This is a genomic window from Micromonospora palomenae (genome assembly GCF_007829925.1).
In the GTDB taxonomy this organism is placed as follows: Bacteria; Actinomycetota; Actinomycetes; order Mycobacteriales; family Micromonosporaceae; genus Micromonospora; species Micromonospora purpureochromogenes.
The window spans coordinates 601575-625235 of the sequence record NZ_VIXA01000002.1; the positions used below are offsets into that span (position 1 = coordinate 601575).

The window sequence follows — 23661 nt, forward strand, 5'->3', positions numbered from 1 at the left end:
TCGATGCTGACCAGACCGTGCCCCTCCCCGGACACACCGCTGCCGGACCACCCGAGGGCGGTCCGGCAGCGGAAACGCGAGGTCAGCGGCTCTGGTCGCCCTCACCCGTGCGCGCCTGCGCCATGTCGACGGCCTTGTCGGTCTGCTCGTCGTACTTGCCGCCGGTGCGCTGGTCGGCGGCCTCGCCGGCCTTGTCCAGGCCCTGGTCGACCTGCTTGTCGTGCTTGTCGGCCGTGTCCTTGGCCTTGTCCATGAAGTCACTCACCACGGTCCTCCTCGCTCGGTACCTGCTGCGTTCCCTCCGGTCCCGGCCGCAAACACCCCGGCCCCTGTCGTACGCCCACGTCACCTCGGCCGCAGTGGCCGGCGCGGGCGAGGGTTTCTCGCTGGCGATGCCCAGCGGCGGTTGTCGAGTCTCAGGGCCGGGACTGTCCAGAGCGGAACCACCTGCCCGGGACGGCGTTGATCCACCGACGGGTGTCGGAGCGTGGCCGTACGGGTATCGATCCCGCCGAGACCGAGGAGGATCGACGTGGACGAGGACGGTGCCGGGCGTACGCCCGAGGTGACGGCGGCGGGTGCCCGGCCGGCGCCACGGCAGGCCTGGGCGGCGCTGCCCTGGCTGGTTCGCACGGCGGTGGTGTGGAGCGCCTGCCTGGTGGTCGTGGTGTTCGCGCTCTACCTGTTGGGTCGGGTGGCGGTGCTGCTGGCGCCGCTGGCGATCGCCGTGGCGGTCACGCTCTTCCTCACCGCGCTGCTCGATCCGGTGCTGCTGCGCCTGCGCCGGCTGCGGGTGCCGTCCGCGCTGGCGGCCCTGCTGTCGCTCCTGCTGCTGCTGGGCATCCTGGTCGGGGTCGGCGTGCTGGTGTGGAACCTGACCGCCGCCCAGTTCAGCGAGCTGAGCAAGGAACTCGGCGAGGGCGTCCAGCGCAGCCGGGACTTCGTCACCTCCACCCTGCCGGTCAGCGACGCGCAGCTGGACAAGCTGATCCAGCAGGTGCGCTCCGGCATGGGCGGGGGCTTCGACCCGGTCGGCGGGGCCCGGACGGCAGCCGAGGTGGTCGGTTCCGCCCTGCTCGCCCTGGTGCTGCTCTTCTTCCTGCTCAAGGACGGCCGGACGATGTGGCACTGGGTGCTGCGCCGGACGACCGGCCCGAACCGCGAGCTGACCGCCGAGGCCGGCCGGGCCGGCTGGCACACCCTCGGCGCGTACAGCCGGGGGACGATGATCATCGCGGCGATCGACGCGATCGGCATCGGGCTGTCCCTGGTGCTGCTGCGGGTGCCGCTCGCCCTGCCGCTGGCGCTGATCACCTTCCTCGGCGGCTTCGTGCCGATCATCGGCGCCACCGTCGCCGGTACGGTCGCCGTGCTGGTGGCGCTCGCCGCCAAGGGTCCGACGACGGCGCTGCTGGTGCTGCTCGCGGTGATCGCCGTGCAGCAGATCGAGGGCAACCTGCTGGAGCCGCTGATCATGAAGCGGCAGGTGCAGCTCCACCCGGCGGTGATCCTGGTGGTGGTCACCGCGGGCACGCTGATCGCCGGGGTCGCCGGCGCCTTCGTCTCAGTGCCGATCGCCGCCGTCGCCTACCGGGTGATCGACACCGTCCAGCGCCACCGCGAACGGCTCGCCGCCAGCCGCGCCACCCCGCGCCCCTCGTCGCCCCCAACCCCCGCCTGACCCCACCCCGCCCGATGCCCGGACACGGGCGGGCACGGGCCCGAGGCCGAGGCACGGGGCACGGGGCACGGGGCACGCACTTTCACGGAAAGCGTGGCTATCGCGCGCCGGATAGCCACGCTTTCGGTGAAAGTGCGCGCTCGCGCAGTGGGCGCGCTCGCCGAGCGGCCCGCGCTCGCCGAGCGGTGCGCGCTCGCCGAGCGGGCCGCGCTTCGGAGCGGGGTGGGTGGGGAGGGTCAGGCGGGGACGCGGAGGTGGGCGGCGAACCAGTCGGCCGCGTCGGCCGCCACCTGCTCCAGCGCGCCGGGCTCCTCGAAGAGGTGGGTGGCGCCGGGCACGATCCGCAGCTCGTGCGGGGCGGTGAGCGCCGCGGCGGCCAGCTCGTTGAGCGTGATCACCTGCTCGTCCAGGCCGCCGACCAGCATCAGCGTCGGCGCGCGTACCCCGGTGAGCGCGGGGCCCGCCAGGTCCGGTCGTCCGCCCCGGGAGACCACCGCCGCCACCCGGTCCGGCCGCCCCGCCGCGGCGACCAGCGCCGCCGCCGCACCGGTGCTCGCCCCGAACAGGCCCACCGGCAGCCGGCCCAGCGTGGGCTCGGTGCCCAGCCAGTCGACGATGCCGGCGAGCCGGTCGGCGAGCAGGCCGATGTCGAAGCGCAGCTCGGCCGTGACGGCGTCGACCGCGTCCTCCTCCGGGGTGAGCAGGTCGACGAGCACGGTGGCGGCACCCCGGCTCCGCAGCACCCCGGCCACCGCCGTGTTGCGAGGGCTGTGCCGCGAGCTGCCGCTGCCGTGGGCGAAGAGCACCACGCCGTTCGCGCCCTCCGGGACGGTCACGTCGGCCGGGAGCCCGACGCCGGCCACCGGGATGGTCACCTCGTTGCTTCCTGTCCGCATCTGCACCCCTCCGTACCGTCGGATTCGCACCGGCCCGGCGGTCTTACCCGCGCCGCCGGTACCCAAGCGGGGGCGGCCCCGACGGGCTGCGGCGGTCGCCCCGGCGTTTGCCGCCGACGGCCTCGGGAAGCCGCAGGGTGACCGCACGACGGCGCCGGCGTGCCCGGCGCCCCGACGGATCGCGAGGATCGCCATGGCTAAGCAGAAGTCCAGGCAGCAGACCCGGACGGCCGAGCAGGAAGAACGCGAACAGGACGCCGAGCGCGGCCGGGACTGGGCGGACGAGGCGGCCCGGGCCCGCACGGCGGACGACCCGGCCGCGATGGCTCCGCGCGACGCGGGGGGCCGTCCCTCCAACGGCCGCCAGTTCTGACCCTTTCCGGCCACGAGGTCGGCGGTACGCCGCCGACCTCGTGGCCGGTCGGTCTGGTCAGCCCTCCTCGGGAAGGTGCAGCAGCGGGGACCGACCCGGGGGTTGCTCGGGCGCCGGGCCGGGCGGATCGGGCGTCGGCACCGGGACGGTGACCGGCAGGGAACTGGTCACGGTGATCTTCTCGCCGTGGTGACGCAGCTCCAGCACCGTGTCCGGCCCGCCGTTGCGCAGCGAGTACGTGGTCTGGTGCGGCCGGACGTCCACCCGCAGCCGCAGCGAGCGCCACTGCAACGAGAACTCCAGCCGGCTGAGCCGACTGGACAGGCGCGGCGAGAACGACAGCGTCCCGTCGTGGTCGCGCAGGCCGCCGAAACCCGAGACCAACGCGATCCACGCGCCGGCCAGCGAGGCCATGTGCACCCCGTCGCGGGTGTTCTCGTTGAGGTCGTGCAGGTCCATCAGCGCGGCCTCGCGCAGGTAGCGGTGGGCCAGCTCCGGGTGCCCGACCTCGGCCGCCATCACCGCCTGGGTGCAGGCCGACAGCGAGGAGTCCCGGACGGTACGCCGCTCGTAGTAGAGGAAGTTGCGCAGCTTCTCGTCGGCGGTGAAGGCGTCACCCCGCCAGTGCATGGCCAGCACCAGGTCGGCCTGCTTGACCACCTGCTTGCGGTACAGGTCGAAGTACGGGTAGTGCAGCAGCAGCGGGTACTTCTCCGGCGGGGTGTGCTCGAAGTCCCACTCCTGCAACCGGGTGAAGCCCTCCACCTGCTGGTGGACCTTCAGCCCCTTGTCGTACGGGATGTACATGGCGTTCGCGGCGTCCCGCCACTGGGCCGCCTCCTCCTCGGTCACCCCGAGGTCGATCGCCTCGTCCCGGTAGCGCATCGCGCAGTCGGCGGCGGTGAGCAGGTTCCGCTGCGCCATCAGGTTGGTGTAGATGTTGTCGTCCTTGACGGCGGTGTACTCGTCCGGCCCGGTCACCCCGTCGACGTGGAACCGACCGCTGCGGTCGTGGTGGCCCAGCGAGCGCCAGAGCCGGGCCGTCTCCACCAGCAGCTCCAGGCCGATCTCCCGCTCCAGCTCGTCGTCGTCGGTGACCAGCAGGTAGCGGCGCAGCGCGTCGGCCACGTCGGCGGCGATGTGGAAGGCGGCGGTGCCGGCCGGCCAGTACGCCGACGACTCGGGGCCCTCGATGGTCCGCCAGGGGAAGGCGGCGCCCTGGAGGTTCAACGTCCGGGCCCGCTCCTGGGCCTGCCCGAGCGTCGAGTACCGCCAGTAGAGCGCGTCCCGGACGGCGGACGGCTGGGTGTAGGTGAGCACCGGCAGCACGAACATCTCGGTGTCCCAGAACGCGTGCCCGTCGTACCCGGGGCCGGTCAGGCCCTTGGCCGAGATGGGTCGCCGCTCGGCCCGGGCACCGGCCTGCAGGACGTGGAACAGCCCGAAGCGGACCGCCTGCTGCACCTCCGGGTCGCCCTCGACCCGCACGTCGGCGGCGTCCCAGAACTCGTCGAGGTACTCCCGCTGCTCCCGGCGCAGGCCCTCCCAGCCGTCCAGCCGGGCGGCGGCCAGCGCCGCGCCGACCTGGTCGCGCAGTGCCGGCAGCGACCGCTTGCTCGACCAGCCGTACGTGAGGTACTTGACCACCCGCAGCGTCTCGCCGGGCTTGAGCACGCACCCGATGGTGGTCCGCACCCAGTCCTGGTAGCCCTCGGACTCGACGGTGAACTTCGCCGGGGCGAACACGTCGTGGCCCATCTCGGCGGCCACCCGCAGGCCGCTGACCTTGGTGCGGTGGATGAGCAGCCCGCCGTCGTCGGTGGTCAGCTCCTCCTCGGCCTGCAACGGCGACTCCAGCACGGCGGCCACCCGCGGGTCGCGGCTCTGCGCGGGCAGGGTCTCGTTGGCGACCAGCTCGGACTGGAGGATCAGGCGCAGCGGCCCGTCCACCGCCTCCACCTCGTAGTTGATCGCGGCGACCGCCCGCTGGGTGAAGGAGACCAGGCGGGTGCTGCGGACCTTGACCTCGCGCCCGGCCGGGGAGCGCCAGTGCATCTCCCGGTGCAGGGTGCCGGCGCGCAGGTCGAGGATCCGCTCGTGGCTCAGCAGCTCGCCGTACCGGAGGTCGAGCGGCTCGTCGTCGACCAGCAGCCGGATCAGCTTGCCGTTGGTGACGTTGACGATGGTCTGGCCCGACTCGGGGAAGCCGAAGCCGGCCTCCGCGTACGGCAGCGGGCGCAGCTCGTAGAAGGAGTTGAGGTAGGTGCCGGGCAGGCCGTGCGGCTCCCCCTCGTCGAGGTTGCCGCGCAGCCCCACGTGCCCGTTGGAGAGCGCGAAGACCGACTCGGACTGGGCCAGCACGTCCATGTCGAGCCGGGTCTCCCGGATGTGCCAGGGCTCGACCGGATAAGCGCGTTCGCGGATCATGCCGCCGTCCCCTTCAGCAGGTCGGAGAGGTCGGTGACCACGATGTCGGCGCCCTGGTCGCGCAACTCGTCGGCCTGGCCGACCCGGTCGACGCCGACCACGTAGCCGAAGCCGCCGGCCCGCCCGGCGGCCACCCCGGCGAGGGCGTCCTCGAAGACCGCGGCATTGACCGGGTCGACCCCGAGCAACTTCGCGCCGGCCAGGAAAGTGTCCGGGTGCGGCTTGCCGCGCAGCCCCTCGGCCCGCGCCACCAGACCGTCGACCCGCGCCTCGAGCAGCGGTTCCAGGCCGGCGGCGGCGACCACGTCGCGGCAGTTCGCGCTGGCCGAGACCACCGCGCGGCGCAGCCCGGCCGCGACGGCCGCCCGCAGGTACGTCACCGAGCCCGGGTAGACCTCGACCCCGTCGTGGTGGATCCGCTCCAGCAGGACGACGTTCTTGCGGTTGCCGACCCCGTTGACCGTGTCCGCCTCGGGCGGGTCGTCGGGGTTGCCCTCCGGCAGCACCACGCCCCGGGAGGCGAGGAAGGACCGGACGCCGTCGGCGCGGGGCCGGCCGTCCACGTACCGGTTGTAGTCCGGCCCGGGGTCGAACGGCTTGAACGGCTCACCGGTGGCCGCCGCCCGGCGCGCCAGGAACGCGTCGAAGGTCTGCTTCCAGGCGGCGTTGTGCACCTTGGCGGTCTGCGTCAGCACACCGTCCAGATCGAAGAGACAGGCGGACACATGAGCAGGTAGGCCCAGCACGGTACGAATCTATCCAGCCCACCGCCCGAACAAACCCGTTTCGTCAGGTGCCGGTCCGGTCAGCGGTTGGGGCGCAGCGTCCAGACGACGGTCATCGTGCCGGTGACGGTGCCGTCCTCGGTGCCGATCTCGACCTCCACGGGGAACTCCGGCCGCTGTCCGGCGTCCAACTCGGCGACCACCTCGGCCGGCGTACGGCCGAGCCGGGCGGTGGCCAGCACCGGCCCCATGGCCAGCTTCCGGTACGCGATGTCGGCCCGGACGGCGAGCGGCACCGCGCGGTCGAGCAGGTGGCCGAAGGCGGCCATCACCACCGTGCCGGACGCGGTCTCGCCGAGGGTGAACATGGCTCCGGCGTGCGGACCGCCGACGTGGTTGTGGGTGGCCGGCGTGTCGGGCAGCCGGACCACGGCCCGGACCCCGCCCTGGGTCTCCGGGGCGACCTCGACGAACTCGAAGCCGAGGGTACGGGCGAACGGCACGGCCTGGAGCATCCCGGCCGCCACCTGGCGAGAGTCGATGGACATGCCCCGACGTTACTAGCCGGTAACTTCTCCGGCAAGACGCGACGGACCAGGAATTTCAGCGGTGCGGGCAGCGCTCGGTCACCTGGTCGGCGGTGGACCGGGGCGCGACGCCCCGGAAGGCGTCATGCCCGACCGGCGACTTTCCCGGTCGGGCATGACGGTGGTGCGGACGTCACCCGGTCGCGCCGGGGCGGCCCGCCCCGGCGACGTGTCAGAACAGGTTGCCGATGGTGCGGAGGATCTCCGCGTAGAAGTTGCCCTCGATGCTGCGGAACAGCGCGAAGTCCTCGCCCGGGCTGCCGACGAACGGGCGCAGGGTCCAGGCGAGCTGGGTGCCGACGAAGCCGAAGAGCAGGATCCAGACGTACAGCAGGGTCATGCTGGCCGGCCGCTGCTCCGACTCGCCGCGCCGCACCGGCGGGGTGGCCCACGGCCGGCCCGCACCGGCGTACCCCGGCGGCACCATCCCGGGCGGGAAGGCCGCCATCGGGTGGCCGGCCAGCACGACCGGCTGCGCCGGGACGCCGGCGGCCGGCTGCACGGGGACGCCGGGCGCCGGCTGCGCGGGGACGACGGACACCGGCTGCGCCTCGGCGGCCGGCGTGGTGGTGCCGTTCGCGCCCGCCGCGCCGTTCGCGCTCGCCCCCACGGCCACCGGCTCCGCGACCGGCTCACCGGCCGCCGGCTGGGCGGGTACGGCGGCCTGCGCGGCCGGGGCGGCCACGGCGGCCTGCGTGCCATTGGCGGCGGCGGTCGACGGGGCGAGCAGGCCGTGCGCGTTGAGCACCTGCATCCCGCCGGTGAGGAAGCGCAGCCCGACCACCGCCGACAGCGTCAGGATCGCCACGTTCAGCAGCTTGAAGAAGCCGTAGTCCGGCGCCGTGATCAGGAAGAAGAGGCTGATCGGGGCGAACGCCACCGCCAGCATCGAGGTGACCGTGATCGCCACCATCACCAGGGCCACCGACTGGCGTACCGACAGCCGGGCTCCGAACACCAGATTGAACAGGTAGAGCGTGGGCAGGCAGATGGCCAGGGTGATGAGGAAGAGCAACGGCAGCTTGACCGCCGAGGTCAACGCCATCAGCACGCCGTGGAACGCGCCGAGCACCGCCCCGTAGCAGGCCAGTGCGACGGCGGAGCTGGCCAGCATCCGCCCGGTCAGCGCGTTCAGGTCGTCGTCGGCGACGATCTGCTGCCAGATGCCCTGCCGGTCACGCAGGATCCGCTCGATCACGAGCGGGCTCGGACGGTCACCCGACACGACGGGCCCCTCTCTACAGGCGGTGCTCAATGGAATGGGTGCGCTGACCGTAGGGCATGGGCGCGGTCGCCCGCAGCCCCGCCCGAGCCGGGCGGCTCAGCGCCAGCCGACGTCGATCCGGTCGCCGCGCTCGTCGAAGAAGTGCAGGGCGTCCATCCGTACGGCGACCGACATCGGGTGACCCGCCGAGATCGCCGGGTACGGGGCGAGGCGTACCGCCAGCTCGGCGGGACGGCGGTGGTGGCGCCCCGGGTCGGGGAGCACGCTGGTCCGGTTGCCGCCCCCGCCGGTCGGGGCGGAGATCGGCTCCAGCTCGCCGGCCCGGCCGGTGAGCCGCTGCATGACCTGCCCGAACCGGCGCAGCCCACGCTGCCCGGCCGGTGCGTCGTCGGCCGTGGCGCCCATCTCGTCCACCACGATCGCGGTGGCGCCGATGTCGAGGAAGGCCAGCGACTCGTGCCCGTGGTGCTCCAGGTAGCGGACCCGGCCCTGGAGCACGTCGCCGGGAGTGTCCGGGGCGACCGGCGTCAGCGCCTCGGCCCGCATCCCGACCACGATCCGCTCACCGTGGTAGTGCGCCACCGCCCGGCTGCGGATGTCGTCCCAGGGCAGGTAGAGCGCCTGCTCGCCGAGGGTGAGGGTGACGTACCGGTCGAGGTGGACGTAGACCGACGCCTCCAGCAGGTTCATCCGGGGGCTGCCCAGGAACGCCGCGACGTAGAGGGTGGCCGGCCGCCCGTACACCTGGGTCGGCGTGCCGACGTCCTGGAGGACGCCCTTGCGCATGATGGCGACCCGGTCGGCCATGGTCAGCGCCTCGGCCTGGTCGTGCGTGACGTAGATGGTGGTGACGCCCAGCTCCCGGGTCAGCCCGGAGATCTCCGCGCGCAGCTCGGCGCGCAGGCCGCTGTCCAGGTTGGAGAGCGGCTCGTCCATCAGGAAGAGCCCCGGCCGGCGCACTATCGCCCGCCCCATGGCCACCCGCTGCCGCTGGCCGCCGGAGAGCTGGCTCGGCTTGCGGCCGAGGACGTCGCCGATGCCGAGCGCGCCCGCGACGTCCTGCACCCGCTCCCCGCGCGGGGCCGGCTCCACACCGGCCAGTCGCAGCGGGAAGGCGATGTTGTCCCCGACGGTCATGTGCGGATAGAGCGCGAAGTCCTGGAAGACCATGGCGATCCTGCGCTCCCGTGGCGGCAGGTCGTTGGCGACCTCACCGTCGAGCATCACGGCGCCGGAACTCGGGTCCTCCAGGCCGGCGACCATCCGCAGCACGGTGGACTTGCCGCAGCCCGAGGGACCGAGCAGCACCATGAACTCGCCGTCGTTGACGTCCAGATTGACGCTGTCGACCGCGACCGTCCCGTCCTGGAACACCTTGGTGACATCCTTGAGCGCGACGGTGGTCACCGTCTCCTCCCCCAGCTCGGCCGAACCCCGCTTGACTGTGACGAGCATCATCGGATCAGCACATCGGGTAAACGTGCGATGTTGCGGTCATGACGGTCCTATTACCGGCAGCGGCCCCGTGGACGGGACCACCGCGTCAGGCGGGATCGTCGAGGAAGACCCGACGGACCACCCGCTCCGCGGCGTGTCCGTCGTCCAAGGCGCAGAACCGCCCCCGGAACCGCTGCCGCGCCCGCTGGGCCTCCGCCCCGGTCACCGCGTCGGAGCGGAAGAGTTCCAGCAGCTCGGCGAAGGTGAGGGCGACGGCGCCGGGCGGTTCGGCGGTCACGTCGAAGTAGACGCCCCGGGCCAGCGCGTACGCGTCGCGGTCCGGCGCGTACACGACGATCGGTCGGTCCAGGACGGCGTAGTCGAACATCGCCGACGAATAGTCGGTGACCAGCACGTCGGCCGCGAGATAGAGGTCCTCCACGCAGCCGTGGTCGCTGACGTCGACCGCCCGGCCCCCGGTACGCCGGCGGGCCCGGCCGGCCCGGTCGTGGAAGTAGTGGCTGCGGATCAGCAGCCGTCCCGACGGCCCGAGCACGTCGAGCAGCCGCCCCGGGTCGAAGGGCGGGCGGTAGCGGGGCAGGTGTTCGCGGTGCGTCGGCGCGTACAGCACCACCCGCTCGTCCGGCCCGATGCCGAGCCGGTCCCGGATCTCCCGGACCTCCCCGGCGGTGGCGGTGACCAGCCGGTCGTTGCGCGGGTAGCCGACCTCCAACGTGGCGTACGAGGCCGGGTAGGCCCGGTCCCACATCTGGGTGGAGAAGCTGTTCGAGGTGATGCTGTAGTCCCAGCGGTCCACCCGGCGCAGCAGCCCGGCGAAGTCCATCCCGCCCGCGCCGAGCGGGAAGCGCTGCTGGTCCAGGCCCATCACCTTCACCGGCGTGCCGTGGTGGGTCTGCACGTGCACCGAGCCGGGTCGCTTGCGGACGAAGTCGGGGAAGTTGACGTTGTTCACCAGCCACCGGGCCCGGGCCAGCGTCCGGTAGTAGCCGGGGGTGCCGGCGACCACGTACTCGGTGCCGGGCGGCAGTGTGTCCACCCGGTCCCGCCGGACGATCCACACCCCCCGGATCTGCGGGGCCAGCCGGCGGGCGGCGGCGTGGATGGCGGCCGGGTTGCAGGCGTACCCGCGGTACCAGTACGCGGCGTAGACGGCCAGCGTCGGGTCGATCGGCCGGCGCAGCTCGGCCCGGTAGTACTCGCGCAGCACCGCGTCCCGGGTCAGCCGCGCGGTACGCCGGGCCACCGGCAGCGCGCGCCGGGCGGTGCCGCGGGCCGTCGCCCGGGCCTGGTTCGCCGCGCGCAACGCGCTGAACGTCCGCCACCGTCCCGCCGCGACCAGCCGGTGCTTGAGCCCTTCCAGCCCGGCCGGCGCGGGGTAGCCCTCGGGCGGCCGGAAGCGCCGGTGGTCGGCGGTCATCCGGGCGAAGAACGCCGGGCGCAGCGCGGGGGCGATCCGTTCGCCGTTGCCGAGCACGGTCAGGTGGTGCCAGGCCATCCGCTCGAAGACCGCCGGCCGCAGCTCGGCCACCGCCGGCCCCCAGCGGTCCATCAGCGCGAACACCCGGTGCCACTGCGCGAAGACCTCGAAGTGCCGGTCTCCCCGGGTCCGGGTGATCGCCCCGGCCCGCCGCTGCCGGTAGTTGACGCAGACCCGGTCGAGCACGGCGATCCGCTCGGCGGCCAGCAGCACCGGATAGGTGAAGGAGACGTCCTCGTACCAGCCGGGGGCGAAGCGCAGGCCGAGGTCGACCAGGAACTCCCGGCGGACCACCCGGTTCCAGGCGGTGTGCAGCAGGTGCAGGGTCTCCGGCCGGTCCCGCAGCCGGAAGGTGGCCTCGCCGGGCGGCTCCGGGAACACCTCGGCCATGGCGCTGCGGGTGGCGGTGTCGTTCCAGTGCGCCCGGACGTGGTCCACCACGAGGACGTCCGGGCGGGCGGCCCGCAGCCGGTCGGCGACCTCGGGCAGGCAGTCCGGGGCGAGCCAGTCGTCGCCGTCGACGAACCAGACGTACTCGCCGCCGGCCCGGTCCAGCCCGGCGTTGCGGGCCGGACCGAGGCCGACGTTGCGGGGCAGCCGGAGCGCCCGGACCCGGGGGTCGCGGGCGGCGTACTCGTCGAGGATGTCGCCCACGGCGTCCGGCGAGGCGTCGTCGACGCCGATCACCTCGAGGTCGTCGAAGGGCTGCCCGAGGATCGAGTCCAGGCACTCGCGCAGGTAGCCCTGCACCCGGTAGGCCGGTACGACGAAGCTGATCAGGGTCATCCCGGCCGCCCCCTTGGTCAGCCCGGCGAACCGCCTCCGACCGGAACGGCCGTCATCCGCGCGGCGCGGGCCGGCAGGACGACCCAGGCCAGGACGACACTCGCCACGAATCCCACGAGAAGGTACGTACCGAGTGTAGCCAGACCGATACTCACAATTCCGGCGATCGCCGCCAGCGCCAGCAGCACCGACCGCCCCTCCCAGCCCAGCGTCCAGCGGTGCAGCGGCGGGGCCGCCTGCCGCTTCTCCAGCCGGGCGGTCAGGTCGTAGTGGTGCAGGGTGAGCACGAGAACGTAGCCGAAGACCAGCCAGGCCGGCGCGCCGCCGACCACCCCGACGGCGATGGCGAACAGGTACTCCCCGGCCCGCAGCGCAGCCGGGACCAGCCAGTCCAGCGGCCCGTTGTGCGCCGCACCGGCCCCCAGCCCGCCGACCAGCAGCACCAGCAGCGCCGCCGGCACCCACCAGCGCAGTCCGCCGTCGTCGGTCAGCAGCGCCGCGACCAGCAGCGCCGCCGGACCCAGCGCCGCCAGCACCGCCAGCGTCAGCGGGCCCATCGGGCGGACCACCGGCAGCCGCGCGGCCAGCGGACCGTCGTCGCGGTGCAGCGTGGCGTCGACCGTGTCCAGCACCGGCACCCACATCCAGCGGGCCCGCAAGGTGCGCAGCGCCCCGGTGTACGCGAACGCCAGCGTCCCCCAGACCAGCACCGCGACCAGGCTGACCAGCGGGTTGAACAGCGCCACGGTCAGCGCGATCAGCGCCCACCGCTCGCCGATCGGGAAGACCACCGTCCGCTTCAGCCAGTACGACACCGAGCCGGTGTCGGCCTGCACCCGGGTCGAGGCGGCGTTCAGCCGGTCACCGATCCCGCCACCGCCGCCGCCCACCGCCGTCTTCGGCCGGCGGGCCGCCTCGTCGTGCAGCACGCCGTACCAGGTGTCTGTCATGTGCCGCACGGTCTGCAGCGTCATCGCGGCGATGGCGAGGGCCCAGCCGTACCGGAAGCCGGCGTGCGTCGCCCCGTAGCCGAGGCCGGCGTAGACGACGTACTCCTTCGCCCGGTCGGCCATCGTGTCCAGCCAGCCGCCCCAGGCGCTGAAATGCCGGGTGTAGCGGGCCAGCTGGCCGTCCACGCAGTCGAGCACGAAGCCGAGGTAGAGCAGCACCGCTCCGCTGACCAGCGCGGGTCGGCCGCCGACGCCGAACAGCACCGCCGCGGCGACCGCGAAGAGCACCGACAGCATGGTCACGGCGGTCGGGCCGAGGCCGATCCGGGCCGCCGCCTTCGTCACGTACGGCGACCAGGTGCTGACGAAGTAGGTGGTGAAGAAGTCGTCCCGCTCCTTGACCGAGAGCCGCAGCTCGGCCTTGTCCTCGTTCACCCCTGCCAGCGCCGCCTCGGCGGCGTGCAGCCCGGCGGCGTCGCCGACCCGGTGCGCCACGAGCAGGCGTACCCGGTGGGCGAAGGTCAGCGTGCCGAGTGCGGTGAGCGCGGCGAAGAGCCCGTCCACGGCGGGCCCGGTCACGGGCCGGGCGGCGGCGGCCCGGGCGGCGGCCGCCAGGGCCGGCAGGTCCTCCACGCCGACCCGCAGCGCGCCGCCGAAGACGCCGGTGGCGTCGGCCAGCTCCGGCGCGGCCTCGACCACCTGGCCGCGCTCCTCGCGCACGGCCGTGCGGCCGGGGGCCGGCGGGTCGGTGAGCACCAGGGCCACCGTCGGGCCGACCGGGCTGGTCGCCAGGTGCTTCAGTACGGCGGTGTGCGCGACCAGGTCGGCCCCGCTGACGATCACCGGGCCGGTGGCGGCGCCCACCAGGGCGGCCAGTTCTTCCAGGTTGGCGGCGGCGCGCACCTCGTCCGCCCCGGCCCGGCGCCACTGGGCGGCCAGCCGGTCGGCGAGCGTCTCCCCGGCGCCGGTGGGCAGGCCCGCGGCCGGCGCACCGGCGGCGAGCACGATCGCGAGCGTCACCGCGGGACCGCGGCGTGGTACGCGTCGAGCGCCTCGGCGACCGTGCCGTCCACGGTCAGCCGCCCGCCGTCGAGGTAGAGCCCCCGACGACAGAACCGGGTCAGGTCCTTCTCGTTGTGTGACACGAGCACCAAGGTGCGCCCCTCCGCGAGCAGTCGGTCGATCGTCGAATAGCACTTCTTGCGGAACTCCGCGTCGCCCACCGCGGTCACCTCGTCCATCAGCAGGATCGGGTGCGGCAGGTGGGAGATGATGGCGAACCCGAGCCGGACCTTCATCCCGGACGAGTAGTGCCGGACCGAGGTGTCGATGGCCCGCTCCACCTGCTCGCCGGCGAACGAGACGATGTCGTCGAAGTTCCGCTTCAGGTACGCCGACGACAGCCCGTGCAGGCCGCCGACGAGGTAGAGGTTCTCCCGCCCGGTGAGGTCGTTGGAGAAACCGGCGGAGAGCTCCAGCAGCGGCGCGACGTCGCCGCGCACCCGGATCCGCCCCTCGTCGGGGATGAGCACCCCGGCGATCAGCCGCAGGAGGGTGCTCTTGCCGGTGCCGTTGCGCCCGATCACCCCGACCGTCTCGCCGGGCTCGACGGTGAAGGAGACGTCCCGCAGCGGCCAGAACTGCCCGGACGCGGCACCCCGCCCGCCCCGGTGGATGAACAGCTCACGCAGCCGCAGCTGCCGCCGGCGGTTGCGGACGAAGCGGATACCGAGGCCCTCGGCCTCGATGATCGGCGCCACCTCACAGCTCCTTGAGCACGGCGGGTTCGAGCCGGCGGAACGCCCACCAGCCGGCGACCAGCAGCAGCAGGCTGCCGGCGACCGTGGTGGCCAGCAGCCGGGCGTCGGGGAACTCGTCCGGGTACCAGATCGCGTGCTGGAGCTGGAAGATGCCGACCAGCGGGTTGAGCTCGTAGACGACCTTCACCCAGCCCGGCATCCCGGACTCCCGGACCAGGCTCAGCGGGTAGATGATCGGCGTGGCGTAGAAGAGCACCCGGATGATCAGCCGCATGAAGCGCTCGACGTCGCGCATCAGCACGTTGACCGCCGAGAGCAGCAGCGACAGCCCGACCAGCAGGGTGGCCTGCACCAGCACGGCGAGCGGCAGGGCGAGCAGCGACCAGCCGGGGTGGATCTTGCCGTGCGCGGCGTAGACGGCGGCGACGGCGAAGAGGATGGGCAGGCCGGCGGCGTACTCGGCGAACCGGCCGGTGACCCGGCCGATCGGGAAGACCTGCCGGGGCACGTTCATCGTGGTGATCAGGCGGGACTGGCCGGTCAGCGCGTTGGTCGCCTCGCTCAGCGCCGAACTGGTCCACATCCAGGCGAAGATGCCGGTGATCAGGAAGAGCGGGTACGACTCGGCGGCCTGCCCGAGGTGCCGCTCGGTGTCGCCGGAGTAGAGCACGCCGAAGACGAAGAAGTAGATCGCCCCCATGCCCAGCGGCTCGATCAGCGACCAGAAGTAACCGAGCACCGACTGCTGGTACTTCACCGCGAGGTCCCGCTTGACCAGGATGCGCAGCGAGTTGCGGTGCGACCACAACGCCGCGACGCCAGCGGTCACCGTCGCCTCCCGCCTCCCAGGACGGACGACAGGTTAGCAGTCGGTGAACGAACGCCCCTCAGCACTCGATCACGTTGACGGCCAGGCCGCCGCGCGCCGTCTCCTTGTACTTGACCTTCATGTCGGCACCCGTCTCCCGCATGGTCTTGATGACCTTGTCGAGCGAGACGGCGTGCACCCCGTCCCCACGCAGCGCCAACCGGGCGGCGGTGATCGCCTTGATGCTAGCCACCGCGTTCCGCTCGATGCACGGGATCTGCACCAGCCCACCGACCGGGTCGCAGGTCAGCCCGAGGTTGTGCTCCATGCCGATCTCGGCGGCGTTCTCCACCTGCGCCGGCGTGCCACCGAGGGCCTCGGCCAGCCCGGCGGCGGCCATCGAGCAGGCCGAGCCGACCTCACCCTGGCAGCCGACCTCGGCGCCGGAGATCGAGGCGTTCTCCTTGAACAGCACGCCGATCGCGCCGGCGGCCAGCAGGAAGCGGACCACCCCGTCCTCGTCGGCGTCCGGGGTGAACCGGGTGTAGTAGTGCAGCACCGCCGGGATGATGCCGGCCGCGCCGTTGGTGGGGGCGGTCACCACCCGACCGCCGGCGGCGTTCTCCTCGTTGACGGCGAGGGCGAAGAGCGTCACCCAGTCCATCGCGCGCAGCGGGTCGGTGGTGTCGGTCTCCGCCTCCAGGCTCCGGCGCAGCTCGGCGGCGCGGCGGCGGACCTTCAGCCCGCCGGGGAGGACGCCGTCGTGCTCGCAGCCGGCCGCCACGCACTCCCGCATCACCCGCCAGATCTCCAGTAGGCCGGCCCGCACGTCGGCCTCGCTGCGCCAGGAGCACTCGTTGGCCAGCATCACCTCGCTGATCGACAGCCCGGTCGCGGCGGTCACGTCGAGCAGCTCGGCGCCGGTGTAGAAGGGGTAGCGCACCCGGGTCGTGTCGGGCTTGATCCGGTCCGCCCCGGCGGCCGCCTCGTCCACCACGAAGCCGCCGCCCACGGAGTAGTAGGTACGGGCCCTGACCTGCGCTCCGGCGGCGTCGTAGGCCGCGAAGGTCATCCCGTTCGGGTGGTACGGCAGCGACCGGCGGCGGTGCAGCACCAGGTCGCGGTCCGGGTCGAAGTCGATCTCCTGCACGCCGAGCAGGTGCAGCCGGCCCTCGGCGCGGATCGCGGCGACCCGGGGGCCGACAGTGCCGGTGTCGACCGTCTCCGGCGCCTCGCCCTCCAGCCCGAGCAGCACGGCCCGGTCGCTGCCGTGGCCGTGCCCGGTGGCGCCCAGCGACCCGAACAGCTCGGCCTGGACCCGGACGACGTCGGCGAGCAGCCCGTCACCCTTCAACCCGGCGACGAACGTCCGCGCGGCCCGCATCGGGCCCACGGTGTGCGAGCTGGACGGCCCGATGCCGACGCTGAAGAGGTCGAAAACACTGATCATGGCTGCACTTTCCTCGCCGTCGCGCCCGGTGGTGCCGGGTCCGACCCGGGTTCCGCCCGCCGGGGTCTCCGGCGGCCGTCGGCACCGCCCGGGGTGGTGGGCGGCATCCGACCGGCGAGCCTACCCGCCCGCCGCACCTCCCGCCCTTCCGCCGCAGGTGACGACACATCCCGCCACCTCCGCCGCCCTCACCGGGACGCGGCGCGGTTTGCGGCGAGTCGCGGTGACCGCCGGCCGGGACACCCCGACACGCCCCAAACGGTGAGACGAGCCGCGGGCCGGCCTCGGCGGCGCGGCGGGACGCGGGCGCGGTGCTGCGTCGGGCGGGGGCGGCGCGGGTAACCACCTACGGGTACGGGGCCGCCGGATCCGTCTTCGGACGGAGGGCGCGGTGGCCACCCCTTCCTACCGTTGGTTGCAGAGCGGCGGATCGCCGCAGAGTGGGAGTACGACGATGAGTCGCAAACTGGTCCGGCCCCGCGAGGGGCGCATGCTCGCCGGCGTCTGCGCCGGCCTGGCCCGCCGGTTCAACACCTCGGCGTTCATGATCCGGCTGCTGTTCCTGCTGTCGCTGCTGCTGCCCGGCACCCAGGTGATCGTCTACCTGGTCCTCTGGGTGCTGATGCCGAACGAGGACCGCGCCGCCACCCGCTACTGACCTCCCCGCACGGCAGCGCCCGCCCCGACATCTCGGGGCGGGCGCTGCCGGTTTCAGAGTCAGGGAGCGGCGTAGGTGACGGTGACCTTCTCGTAGCCGAGCGAGCGGAGCAGGCCCTCCAGCATCTTGCGGGTGTTCTCCTCGGCACGCTGGGTCAGCCCGCTGTCGCGCGCCGCCGCGGTGATCCGTTCCTCGGCGAGCTGGTAGACCTGCTGCTGCCGGTTGGGGTCGCCGTTGACCAGCTCGCCGAGCCGGTTGAGCAGGCCGCGCTCCTCGGCGAAGACGTAGCTCTTCTGCAGGTCGAGGTTGGTCTTGCCGAGCTGCGGGGCCGGCAGCTTGATCTCGACGGACTTGCCGTCGGCGGACTCGACCACCGCCCCCTCGGAGATCTTGGTGAAGTCGACGTACGCCTCCACGCTGCCCGCCCCGACGAAGAGGGTCCGCTGGTTGAGCAGGAAATCGGGCACGTTGTTGCGGTCGTTCTGGAGGTCGACCACGACCTGGAAGTTGCCCTCGGCGGCGACGTAGCGGCTGAGGTCCTGGATCGACTTGAGCAGCGGCGGCTGGCTGCGGTCGGTCTGCTCCTTGGCGAAGGGATTGCGGAAGTCGGGGAAGATCCCGGTCGCCTGGGCGCCGAGCAGCACCACCACCGCCAGCGCCGCCGCGCCCAGCACCATGAGCAGCCCCCGGGCGGGCGCGCCGGAGGGTGCCGACCCGCCCGGTCGCGGCGGGGCGGTGTCGTCCGACCGGGCCGGAAGGGTGTCGGCGGTCGGGTAGCCGGGGAACTCCCTGGTGGGCTCGTTGATGTCACCGTCGCGGGCCATGGCCCTCACCGTCCTCGTCAGACACGTCGTCTAGCGATGACGGTACGTGCCGGATACGACACCCGCCCGTCGAGCGACCCGATCGGGTGAAGCGCCGCTCAGGCGAAGGCGGAGACCCCGGTCAGCTTCTGCCCGATGACCAGCTGGTGGATCTCCGAGGTGCCCTCGTAGGTCAGCACGCTCTCCAGGTTGTTGGCGTGCCGCATCACCGGGTACTCGCCCGAGACGCCGTTCGCGCCGAGGATCGTCCGGCACTGGCGGGCGATCGCCAACGCCTCCCGCACGTTGTTCAGCTTGCCCACGCTGACCTGCTCCGGGCGCAGCTTTCCGGCGTCGGCGAGCCGGCCCAGGTGCAGCGCCAGCAGGTAGCCCTTGTTCCACTCGACGGCCATGTCGGCGAGCTTGGCCTGGGTGAGCTGGAAGCCGGCCAGCGGCCGGCCGAACTGGGTCCGGGTGGTCGCGTAGTCCAGCGCCGTCGACAGGCAGTCGCGGGCCGCGCCGAGCGCGCCCCAGACGATGCCGTGCCGGGCCTCGGTCAGGCAGCTCAGCGGGGCCTTCAGCCCGATCGCCCCGGGCAGCTGGGCGTCCGCCGGCAGCCGGACGTCGTCGAGGGCGATCTCGCCGGTCAGCGAGGCGCGCAGCGACATCTTCTGCCGGATCTCACGCGCCGTCACCCCCGGCGTGTCCATGGGTACGGCGAAACCGCGTACCCCCTCGTCGGTGCGCGCCCAGATCACGCCGACCTCGGCGATCGGCGCGTTGGTGATCCACATCTTGGCGCCGTTGAGCACCCAGTCGTCGCCGTCGCGGCGGGCCCGGGTGGCCATCGAGGCCGGGTCGGAGCCGTGGTCGGGCTCGGTCAGGCCGAAGCAGCCGATCGCCTCGCCGGCCGCCATCGCCGGCAGCCAACGCTGCTTCTGCTCCTCGCTGCCGTAGCGCCAGATGGCGTACATGGCGAGCGAGCCCTGCACCGAGACCAGCGAGCGGATGCCGGAGTCGCCGGCCTCCAGCTCCAGGCAGGCCAGCCCGTACGCGACCGCCGAGGCGCCGGCGCAGCCGTACCCGGTCAGGTGCATGCCGAGCAGGCCGAGCTTGCCGAACTCCCGGGCCAGCTCGCGGGCCGGCACCTGGCCCTGCTCGTACCAGTCGGCGACGTGCGGGCGGACCCGGTCGTCGATGAGCTGGCGCACGACGGCGCGGATCTGCCGCTCCTCCTCGCTGAGCGAGGCATCCACGTCGAGCAGGTCCAGGGGTGCGGTCATGGGGGCCACCTTAACGAGTCGTCAGGAGGGCGTCATCCCTCCTGGCCGCCGAGCACCAGCACCCGGGCGTGGATCTGGTTGCGCTGCTGCAACGCCGCGCGCAGCGCGCGGTGCAGCCCGTCCTCCAGGTAGAGCCCGCCGTTCCACTGCACGACGTGCGGGAAGAGGTCGCCGTAGAAGGTCGAGTCCTCGGCGAGGAGCTTGTCCAGCGCCAGCTCCCGCTTGGTGGTGATGAGCTGGTCCAGCCGCAGCGGGCGCGGCGGAATCTCCGCCCACTGCTTGAGCGTGAAGTTGTGCTCCGGGTACGGACGCCCGTCCCGGACCGCTCTGAAGATCACGGCACGCTCCCCTCCCCGTGGCCGGGCCGACCGACGGCGCGGAGCCGGGTCACGCCGTGGTGCCGCGGGGTGCGGCACCGATGACCGTGCCAGCCTAACCGCCTCCGCCACACTGCGTTTTACTCCCTCATGTCGGTTTCGCTACCGCCGATACCCACCCGGGACCCCACGAACCACGCTCAACTCCACCGGCCGCGCCGGACCACCTCGCCGACCGGGCGACGCCCCCGACGCAGTGACGGTGACCGGTGGTCGGGCGCTCGGTAACCCACGGTCACCGCGCCGATCGGCTGGTACTCCTCGGGCACCCCGAACGCCTCCCGGTACGCGTCCAGCCGCTGCGGCGGGATGCCGAAGAAGCAGGCCCCCAGCCCCTCGTCGACGGCGGTGAGCAGCATGAGCAGCGCGGCGAAGCCGGTGTCGACGTACCAGTAGGGCACCGGCCAGCGTTCCGCCGCCCGGTCCGCCCAGCCCTTGTCCGGCTCGGCGTAGCGCTCCAGGTAGGCGGAGCGGTTGGCGTGCGGCACCACGATCAGCGGAGCCCGCCGCATCCCGGCCAGCCAGCGCTCCCGGCCGCCGCCGCCCGGGGTGGCCGCCGTCCAGAACAACTCCCGGTCCTCCGGGGTCTCCAGCACCAGGAAGCCCCAGCCCTGCGCGAACCCGGCCGACGGCGCCCGCACCGCGTGGTCGAGCAGCCGGTCCACCACGTCGGGCGGGACGGGACGGTCCGGGTCGTAGTTGCGCACCATCCGCCGTCGCCGGACGACCTCGCCGAACTCCATGCCCCCGCCGCTCAGACGCCGGGCCGCAGGCCCCAGGCGCCCTGCCAGGTGCCGCCGGGCTTCAGCGTGATCAGGTCCTTGCCGGAGCGGAACGCGTCCGCCGGGCAGGTCATCGGCTCCACCGCCACCGACCGCCGGTGCCGCTCCCCGGTCAGCGTGTCCCCGGTGAAGACCTGCCACCAACCGAACTCCCGGTCCGCCCAGATGTGCACCGCGGCGGAGCCGTCCGGGGCGGCCAGGGTCACCGCCGAGCCCCCGTCGGCGTCCCGTACCAGGTCACCGAAGGCCACGTCGAGCACCGCGTCGCCGATCGGGCGGGGCTCGGTGAAGTCGTACTCGGTGCCGGCCACCGGCGCGGCGGCGATGGGGAGCAGGCGGCCGTCCAGCAGCACCCGGATCCGCCCCGGTACGCGCAGCGACACCTCGTCCACCGGTACGCCGGGCAGCCGCAGGTAGGGGTGCATCGAGTAGCCGTACGGGGCGTCCTCCGCGCCGAGGTTCGTCACCTCGTGCTCGACCCGCAGGCCGTCCGCGCCGACGCTCCACCGGTTCCGCAGCCGCAGTGCCCACGGGTAGCCCGGGCTGGGCGGCAGGTCGTACCCGACGGTGACCGCGTCGGCGGACTGCTCGACCAGGTGCCACGACACCCAGTTGACCAGGCCGTGGATCGCGTTGCGCCGGGCCGGCTCGCTCAGGTCGAGCTGCAACGAGCGCTCCCCGAAGGTGTACTGCCCGTCGCGGATCCGGTTCGGCCAGGGCGCCAGCACGTGCCCGGCCGAGCCGGGGCAGATCTCGTCGGCGGCGTACCCGTCGACGTAGTCCACGCCGTCGTGCCGGTACGACCGCAGCCCACCGCCGACCTCGACGATGACCGCCTCGTGGCCGTCGGCGGCAATGGTCCACTGTGTCCCGGACGGCGGGCGGGTTCCGGCCTTCTCCATGTCTGGCGACCTTAGTCGCCCGCCCCCGCCCCCGTCGGACCCGCCGAGCCGCTTCCCGCCCAGCGGTCGCCCGGTCGCCCGGTCGGCCGCGACCCGCCCGCCGGACGGTTCACTCCCGGTCGGCGGCCGGGGTGGCCCGGTAGCGCAGCAGCGCCGGGAAGACCACCACCAGCGCGATGGCGAGCACCGCCGAGACCAGGCCCCCGCCCACCCAGGCCACGCCGGTGCCGAACCCGGCCGCCACCGCGCCGGCGCGCAGGTCGCCCAGGCGCGGCCCGCCGGCGATGACCACCGTGTTGACGCCCTGGAGCCGGCCGCGCATCCGGTCCGGCGCGTAGACCAGCAGCATCGACTGCCGCAGCACCGCGCTGACCAGGTCGGACGCCCCGGCCACGGCGAGCAGCAGCACCACCAGCCAGAGCTGGCGGGCCAGCCCGGCCGCGGCCACCGCGAGGCCCCAGCCGACCACCGCCACCACCAGCACCAGGCCCTGCCGGCGGAGCCGGCCGATCCAGCCGGAGGTGAGCCCACCGAGCATCGCGCCGAGCGAGATCGCGCCGTACAACCAGCCGACCGCCGCGGCGCCGCCGAACCGCTCCTGGGCCACCTCGGGGAAGAGCGCCCGGGGCATGGCCAGGATCATCGCGATCAGGTCGATGGCGAACGAGAGCATCAGCACCGGCGTGGTGGCCAGGTAGCGGAGCCCGTCGACGATGCTGGCCAGGCCGGCCTTGCGCGGGCTGCCGTCGCCGTCCGGGTCCGGCTCGGGCGGCAACGCCGGCATCCGTACGGTCGCCCAGACGGCGGCGGTGAACAGAACCGTGTCCACGCCGTACGCGATCGGCAGCGCGACGTCGGTCCGCCAGCTCGCGAAGATCAGCCCGGCCAGCAGCGGCCCGGCCACCGACGCGGCGGTGTACGTGGTGAAGTTCAGCGTGCTCGCGGCCGGCACCAGGGCGGCCGGGACGAGCCGGGGAAGGCTCGCCGTGCGGGCCGCCCCGCTGACCGCGAAGCCGACCGACTGGAGCGCCACCAGGGCCAGCAGCAGCACTGGACTGCCCACCCGGAGCACCGCCTGCAGCAGCAGCGCCAGCATCGACGCCCAGAGCAGCGCCTGACTGACCAGCAGCACGCCCCGCCGGTCCCGGGCGTCGGCGACCGCCCCACCCCAGAGCCCGAAGACCAGCAGCGGCAGGAACGCGGCGATCCCGAGCAGGCCGACCCAGAACGAGTCCCGGGTCAGCGCGTACATCTCCACGGGCACGGCCACCGCCGTGAACTGGAAGCCGAGCATGGCGATGCCGCCGCCCAGCCAGATCCGCCGGAACTCGGGCACCGCCAGCGGACGCAGGTCGATCGCCCAGCGACGCGCCCCGCGCGGCCGGGTCTCCTTGGTCGCGGTCACGGGGCCAACCGCTCCACGACCCAGTCACCGCCGTCGGCCCGGCGGAACCGCAGCCGGTCGTGCAGCCGGCTCACCCGCCCCTGCCAGAACTCCACCGACTCGGGCCGGACCCGGAGGCCGCCCCAGTGCGGCGGCGCGGGGATCTGCGCCACGTCGGCGAAGCGCGCCACCACCGCCTCGTACGCCTCGTCCAGCGCCGCCCGGTCGGGGATCACCCGGGACTGGGCGCTGGCCCAGGCCCCGAGCTGCGACCCGCGCGGCCGGCTGGCGAAGTACGCCTCGGTCTCCGCCCGGTCGACCCGCTCCACCGGACCGGCGACGACCACCTGCCGCTGCATCGGGAACCAGGGGAAGACCAGGCTGGCGTGCGGGTTGGCGGTGGCCTCGCCGCCCTTGCGGGAGGTGTAGTTGGTGTAGAAGACGAAGCCCTCCGGGTCGTAGCCCTTGAGCAGCACGGTGCGGCCGCTGGGGCGACCGGCGGCGTCGGCGGTGCCGACGACCATCGCGTTCGGCTCGGGCAGCCCGGCGGCGACCGCGTCGGCGAACCAGCGGTCGAACTGGGTGTACCAGTCCGCGGCCAGCTCGCCCTCGGAAAGGCCCAGGTCGGCGGCGTACTCGTTACGCATGGCCGCCGGCGGCGGTGTGTCGCCCGTCACGTCGCTTCTCCCCCTCGCGGCGGCGCCCGCGTCCCCCGACGCTGGCCAACCCCCACGAAAGAGTGTCACCGAGGGCGTGACGGCCTCCACCGGCGGGGATGTCACGTGCGGCACAGTCGCAGCGGGTCGCGCACTTGGTTACCGAGCAGGCAAGATGTCACGAAACCATCCCTGAGGGTCGCCTAAGGTCTG

Annotated in this window: 22 protein-coding genes; 3 read left to right on the forward strand and 19 right to left on the reverse strand. The window is 73.4% G+C overall.

Features of this window, described 5'->3' with window-relative positions; translation table 11 throughout:
* Nucleotides 1-82 precede the first annotated feature (82 nt).
* A complete protein-coding gene (locus tag FHX75_RS13800; protein WP_154940040.1) occupies nucleotides 83-265 on the reverse strand; it encodes an antitoxin in 183 nt (60 codons plus the stop codon).
* A gap of 267 nt (nucleotides 266-532) precedes the next feature.
* On the opposite strand from FHX75_RS13800, the gene FHX75_RS13805 reads away from it, so the two are divergent.
* Nucleotides 533-1681 (forward strand): AI-2E family transporter, encoded by a 1149-nt coding sequence (locus FHX75_RS13805; protein WP_246158030.1) that lies wholly within the window; start codon nucleotides 533-535, stop codon nucleotides 1679-1681.
* 236 nt (nucleotides 1682-1917) lie between these two features.
* Here the strand turns inward: FHX75_RS13805 and FHX75_RS13810 are convergent, their stop codons facing one another.
* Nucleotides 1918-2577 carry a dienelactone hydrolase family protein gene (locus FHX75_RS13810; protein ID WP_154940042.1) on the reverse strand — a complete coding sequence of 220 codons (660 nt, stop codon included), beginning with the start codon at nucleotides 2575-2577 and terminating at the stop codon, nucleotides 1918-1920.
* Nucleotides 2578-2770: 193 nt separating this feature from the next.
* Here FHX75_RS13810 and FHX75_RS13815 point away from each other — a divergent pair, with 193 nt between their 5' ends.
* Nucleotides 2771-2950 carry a hypothetical protein gene (locus FHX75_RS13815; RefSeq protein ID WP_154940044.1) on the forward strand — a complete coding sequence of 60 codons (180 nt, stop codon included), beginning with the start codon at nucleotides 2771-2773 and terminating at the stop codon, nucleotides 2948-2950.
* Between the two features lie 57 nt (nucleotides 2951-3007).
* On the opposite strand, the gene FHX75_RS13820 is transcribed toward FHX75_RS13815, so the two are convergent.
* From FHX75_RS13820 to FHX75_RS13865, 10 genes are all read right to left on the reverse strand, one after another.
* Complete coding sequence (locus FHX75_RS13820) at nucleotides 3008-5377, reverse strand: glycoside hydrolase family 65 protein (protein ID WP_154940046.1); 2370 nt, start codon at nucleotides 5375-5377, stop codon at nucleotides 3008-3010.
* Nucleotides 5374-6123 (reverse strand): beta-phosphoglucomutase family hydrolase, encoded by a 750-nt coding sequence (locus tag FHX75_RS13825; protein WP_154940048.1) that lies wholly within the window; start codon nucleotides 6121-6123, stop codon nucleotides 5374-5376. Before FHX75_RS13825 ends, FHX75_RS13820 begins: the two co-directional genes overlap by 4 nt.
* A gap of 59 nt (nucleotides 6124-6182) precedes the next feature.
* The gene (locus FHX75_RS13830; protein WP_154940050.1) at nucleotides 6183-6650 is read right to left on the reverse strand and encodes a DUF4442 domain-containing protein; all 468 of its coding nucleotides are present in this window, start codon (nucleotides 6648-6650) and stop codon (nucleotides 6183-6185) included.
* A 211-nt stretch (nucleotides 6651-6861) separates the two neighbouring features.
* Entirely contained in the window at nucleotides 6862-7914 is a 1053-nt protein-coding gene (locus tag FHX75_RS13835) for a hypothetical protein (protein ID WP_154940052.1), read from the reverse strand.
* Between the two features lie 96 nt (nucleotides 7915-8010).
* Nucleotides 8011-9372: an ABC transporter ATP-binding protein gene (locus tag FHX75_RS13840; protein ID WP_425463492.1), complete on the reverse strand. Its 1362-nt coding sequence runs from the start codon at nucleotides 9370-9372 to the stop codon at nucleotides 8011-8013.
* An 85-nt stretch (nucleotides 9373-9457) separates the two neighbouring features.
* A complete protein-coding gene (locus FHX75_RS13845) occupies nucleotides 9458-11635 on the reverse strand; it encodes a bifunctional glycosyltransferase/CDP-glycerol:glycerophosphate glycerophosphotransferase (RefSeq protein WP_154940054.1) in 2178 nt (725 codons plus the stop codon).
* Nucleotides 11636-11652: 17 nt separating this feature from the next.
* Nucleotides 11653-13605: a DUF5941 domain-containing protein gene (locus FHX75_RS13850; protein ID WP_154940056.1), complete on the reverse strand. Its 1953-nt coding sequence runs from the start codon at nucleotides 13603-13605 to the stop codon at nucleotides 11653-11655.
* Nucleotides 13602-14345, reverse strand: coding sequence for an ABC transporter ATP-binding protein (locus FHX75_RS13855; RefSeq protein WP_154940058.1), 744 nt, complete (start codon nucleotides 14343-14345; stop codon nucleotides 13602-13604). Before FHX75_RS13855 ends, FHX75_RS13850 begins: the two co-directional genes overlap by 4 nt.
* A 1-nt stretch (nucleotide 14346) precedes the next feature.
* The gene (locus FHX75_RS13860; protein ID WP_154940060.1) at nucleotides 14347-15174 is read right to left on the reverse strand and encodes an ABC transporter permease; all 828 of its coding nucleotides are present in this window, start codon (nucleotides 15172-15174) and stop codon (nucleotides 14347-14349) included.
* 58 nt (nucleotides 15175-15232) lie between these two features.
* The gene (locus tag FHX75_RS13865; RefSeq protein ID WP_154940062.1) at nucleotides 15233-16603 is read right to left on the reverse strand and encodes an L-serine ammonia-lyase; all 1371 of its coding nucleotides are present in this window, start codon (nucleotides 16601-16603) and stop codon (nucleotides 15233-15235) included.
* Between the two features lie 454 nt (nucleotides 16604-17057).
* Between FHX75_RS13865 and FHX75_RS13870 the strand changes: the two genes are divergently transcribed.
* Nucleotides 17058-17261, forward strand: coding sequence for a PspC domain-containing protein (locus FHX75_RS13870; RefSeq protein ID WP_154940064.1), 204 nt, complete (start codon nucleotides 17058-17060; stop codon nucleotides 17259-17261).
* A gap of 59 nt (nucleotides 17262-17320) precedes the next feature.
* On the opposite strand, the gene FHX75_RS13875 is transcribed toward FHX75_RS13870, so the two are convergent.
* The 7 genes from FHX75_RS13875 to pdxH all read right to left on the reverse strand — a co-directional run bounded on the left by FHX75_RS13875 (nucleotide 17321) and on the right by pdxH (nucleotide 23439).
* Complete coding sequence (locus FHX75_RS13875) at nucleotides 17321-18085, reverse strand: DUF4230 domain-containing protein (RefSeq protein ID WP_154940066.1); 765 nt, start codon at nucleotides 18083-18085, stop codon at nucleotides 17321-17323.
* Nucleotides 18086-18183: 98 nt separating this feature from the next.
* Entirely contained in the window at nucleotides 18184-19347 is a 1164-nt protein-coding gene (locus FHX75_RS13880; protein ID WP_154940068.1) for an acyl-CoA dehydrogenase family protein, read from the reverse strand.
* Between the two features lie 32 nt (nucleotides 19348-19379).
* Nucleotides 19380-19685: a type II toxin-antitoxin system VapB family antitoxin gene (locus tag FHX75_RS13885; RefSeq protein ID WP_154940070.1), complete on the reverse strand. Its 306-nt coding sequence runs from the start codon at nucleotides 19683-19685 to the stop codon at nucleotides 19380-19382.
* 179 nt (nucleotides 19686-19864) lie between these two features.
* Nucleotides 19865-20467 (reverse strand): nitroreductase family protein, encoded by a 603-nt coding sequence (locus FHX75_RS13890; RefSeq protein ID WP_154940072.1) that lies wholly within the window; start codon nucleotides 20465-20467, stop codon nucleotides 19865-19867.
* A gap of 11 nt (nucleotides 20468-20478) precedes the next feature.
* On the reverse strand, nucleotides 20479-21408 hold the full coding sequence (locus tag FHX75_RS13895) for an aldose 1-epimerase family protein (protein ID WP_154940074.1): 930 nt from the start codon (nucleotides 21406-21408) through the stop codon (nucleotides 20479-20481).
* Between the two features lie 109 nt (nucleotides 21409-21517).
* Nucleotides 21518-22813, reverse strand: coding sequence for an MFS transporter (locus tag FHX75_RS13900; protein ID WP_154940076.1), 1296 nt, complete (start codon nucleotides 22811-22813; stop codon nucleotides 21518-21520).
* The gene (pdxH, locus tag FHX75_RS13905) at nucleotides 22810-23439 is read right to left on the reverse strand and encodes a pyridoxamine 5'-phosphate oxidase (RefSeq protein ID WP_154941962.1); all 630 of its coding nucleotides are present in this window, start codon (nucleotides 23437-23439) and stop codon (nucleotides 22810-22812) included. The genes FHX75_RS13900 and pdxH overlap by 4 nt, the downstream gene beginning before the upstream one ends.
* Between the last annotated feature and the right edge of the window lie 222 nt (nucleotides 23440-23661).

What these genes read in the sequence shown, in the direction of transcription:
- FHX75_RS13875 (WP_154940066.1), bottom strand. Translation starts at nt 18,085, where the DNA reads ATGGCCCGCGACGGTGACATCAACGAGCCCACCAGGGAGTTCCCCGGC.
- FHX75_RS13890 (WP_154940072.1), bottom strand. Translation starts at nt 20,467, where the DNA reads ATGGAGTTCGGCGAGGTCGTCCGGCGACGGCGGATGGTGCGCAACTAC.
- FHX75_RS13895 (WP_154940074.1), bottom strand. Translation starts at nt 21,408, where the DNA reads ATGGAGAAGGCCGGAACCCGCCCGCCGTCCGGGACACAGTGGACCATT.
- FHX75_RS13815 (WP_154940044.1), top strand. Translation starts at nt 2,771, where the DNA reads ATGGCTAAGCAGAAGTCCAGGCAGCAGACCCGGACGGCCGAGCAGGAA.
- FHX75_RS13845 (WP_154940054.1), bottom strand. Translation starts at nt 11,635, where the DNA reads ATGACCCTGATCAGCTTCGTCGTACCGGCCTACCGGGTGCAGGGCTAC.
- FHX75_RS13865 (WP_154940062.1), bottom strand. Translation starts at nt 16,603, where the DNA reads ATGATCAGTGTTTTCGACCTCTTCAGCGTCGGCATCGGGCCGTCCAGC.
- FHX75_RS13880 (WP_154940068.1), bottom strand. Translation starts at nt 19,347, where the DNA reads ATGACCGCACCCCTGGACCTGCTCGACGTGGATGCCTCGCTCAGCGAG.
- FHX75_RS13830 (WP_154940050.1), bottom strand. Translation starts at nt 6,650, where the DNA reads ATGTCCATCGACTCTCGCCAGGTGGCGGCCGGGATGCTCCAGGCCGTG.
- FHX75_RS13820 (WP_154940046.1), bottom strand. Translation starts at nt 5,377, where the DNA reads ATGATCCGCGAACGCGCTTATCCGGTCGAGCCCTGGCACATCCGGGAG.
- FHX75_RS13840 (WP_425463492.1), bottom strand. Translation starts at nt 9,372, where the DNA reads ATGATGCTCGTCACAGTCAAGCGGGGTTCGGCCGAGCTGGGGGAGGAG.
- FHX75_RS13810 (WP_154940042.1), bottom strand. Translation starts at nt 2,577, where the DNA reads ATGCGGACAGGAAGCAACGAGGTGACCATCCCGGTGGCCGGCGTCGGG.
- pdxH (WP_154941962.1), bottom strand. Translation starts at nt 23,439, where the DNA reads ATGCGTAACGAGTACGCCGCCGACCTGGGCCTTTCCGAGGGCGAGCTG.
- FHX75_RS13870 (WP_154940064.1), top strand. Translation starts at nt 17,058, where the DNA reads ATGAGTCGCAAACTGGTCCGGCCCCGCGAGGGGCGCATGCTCGCCGGC.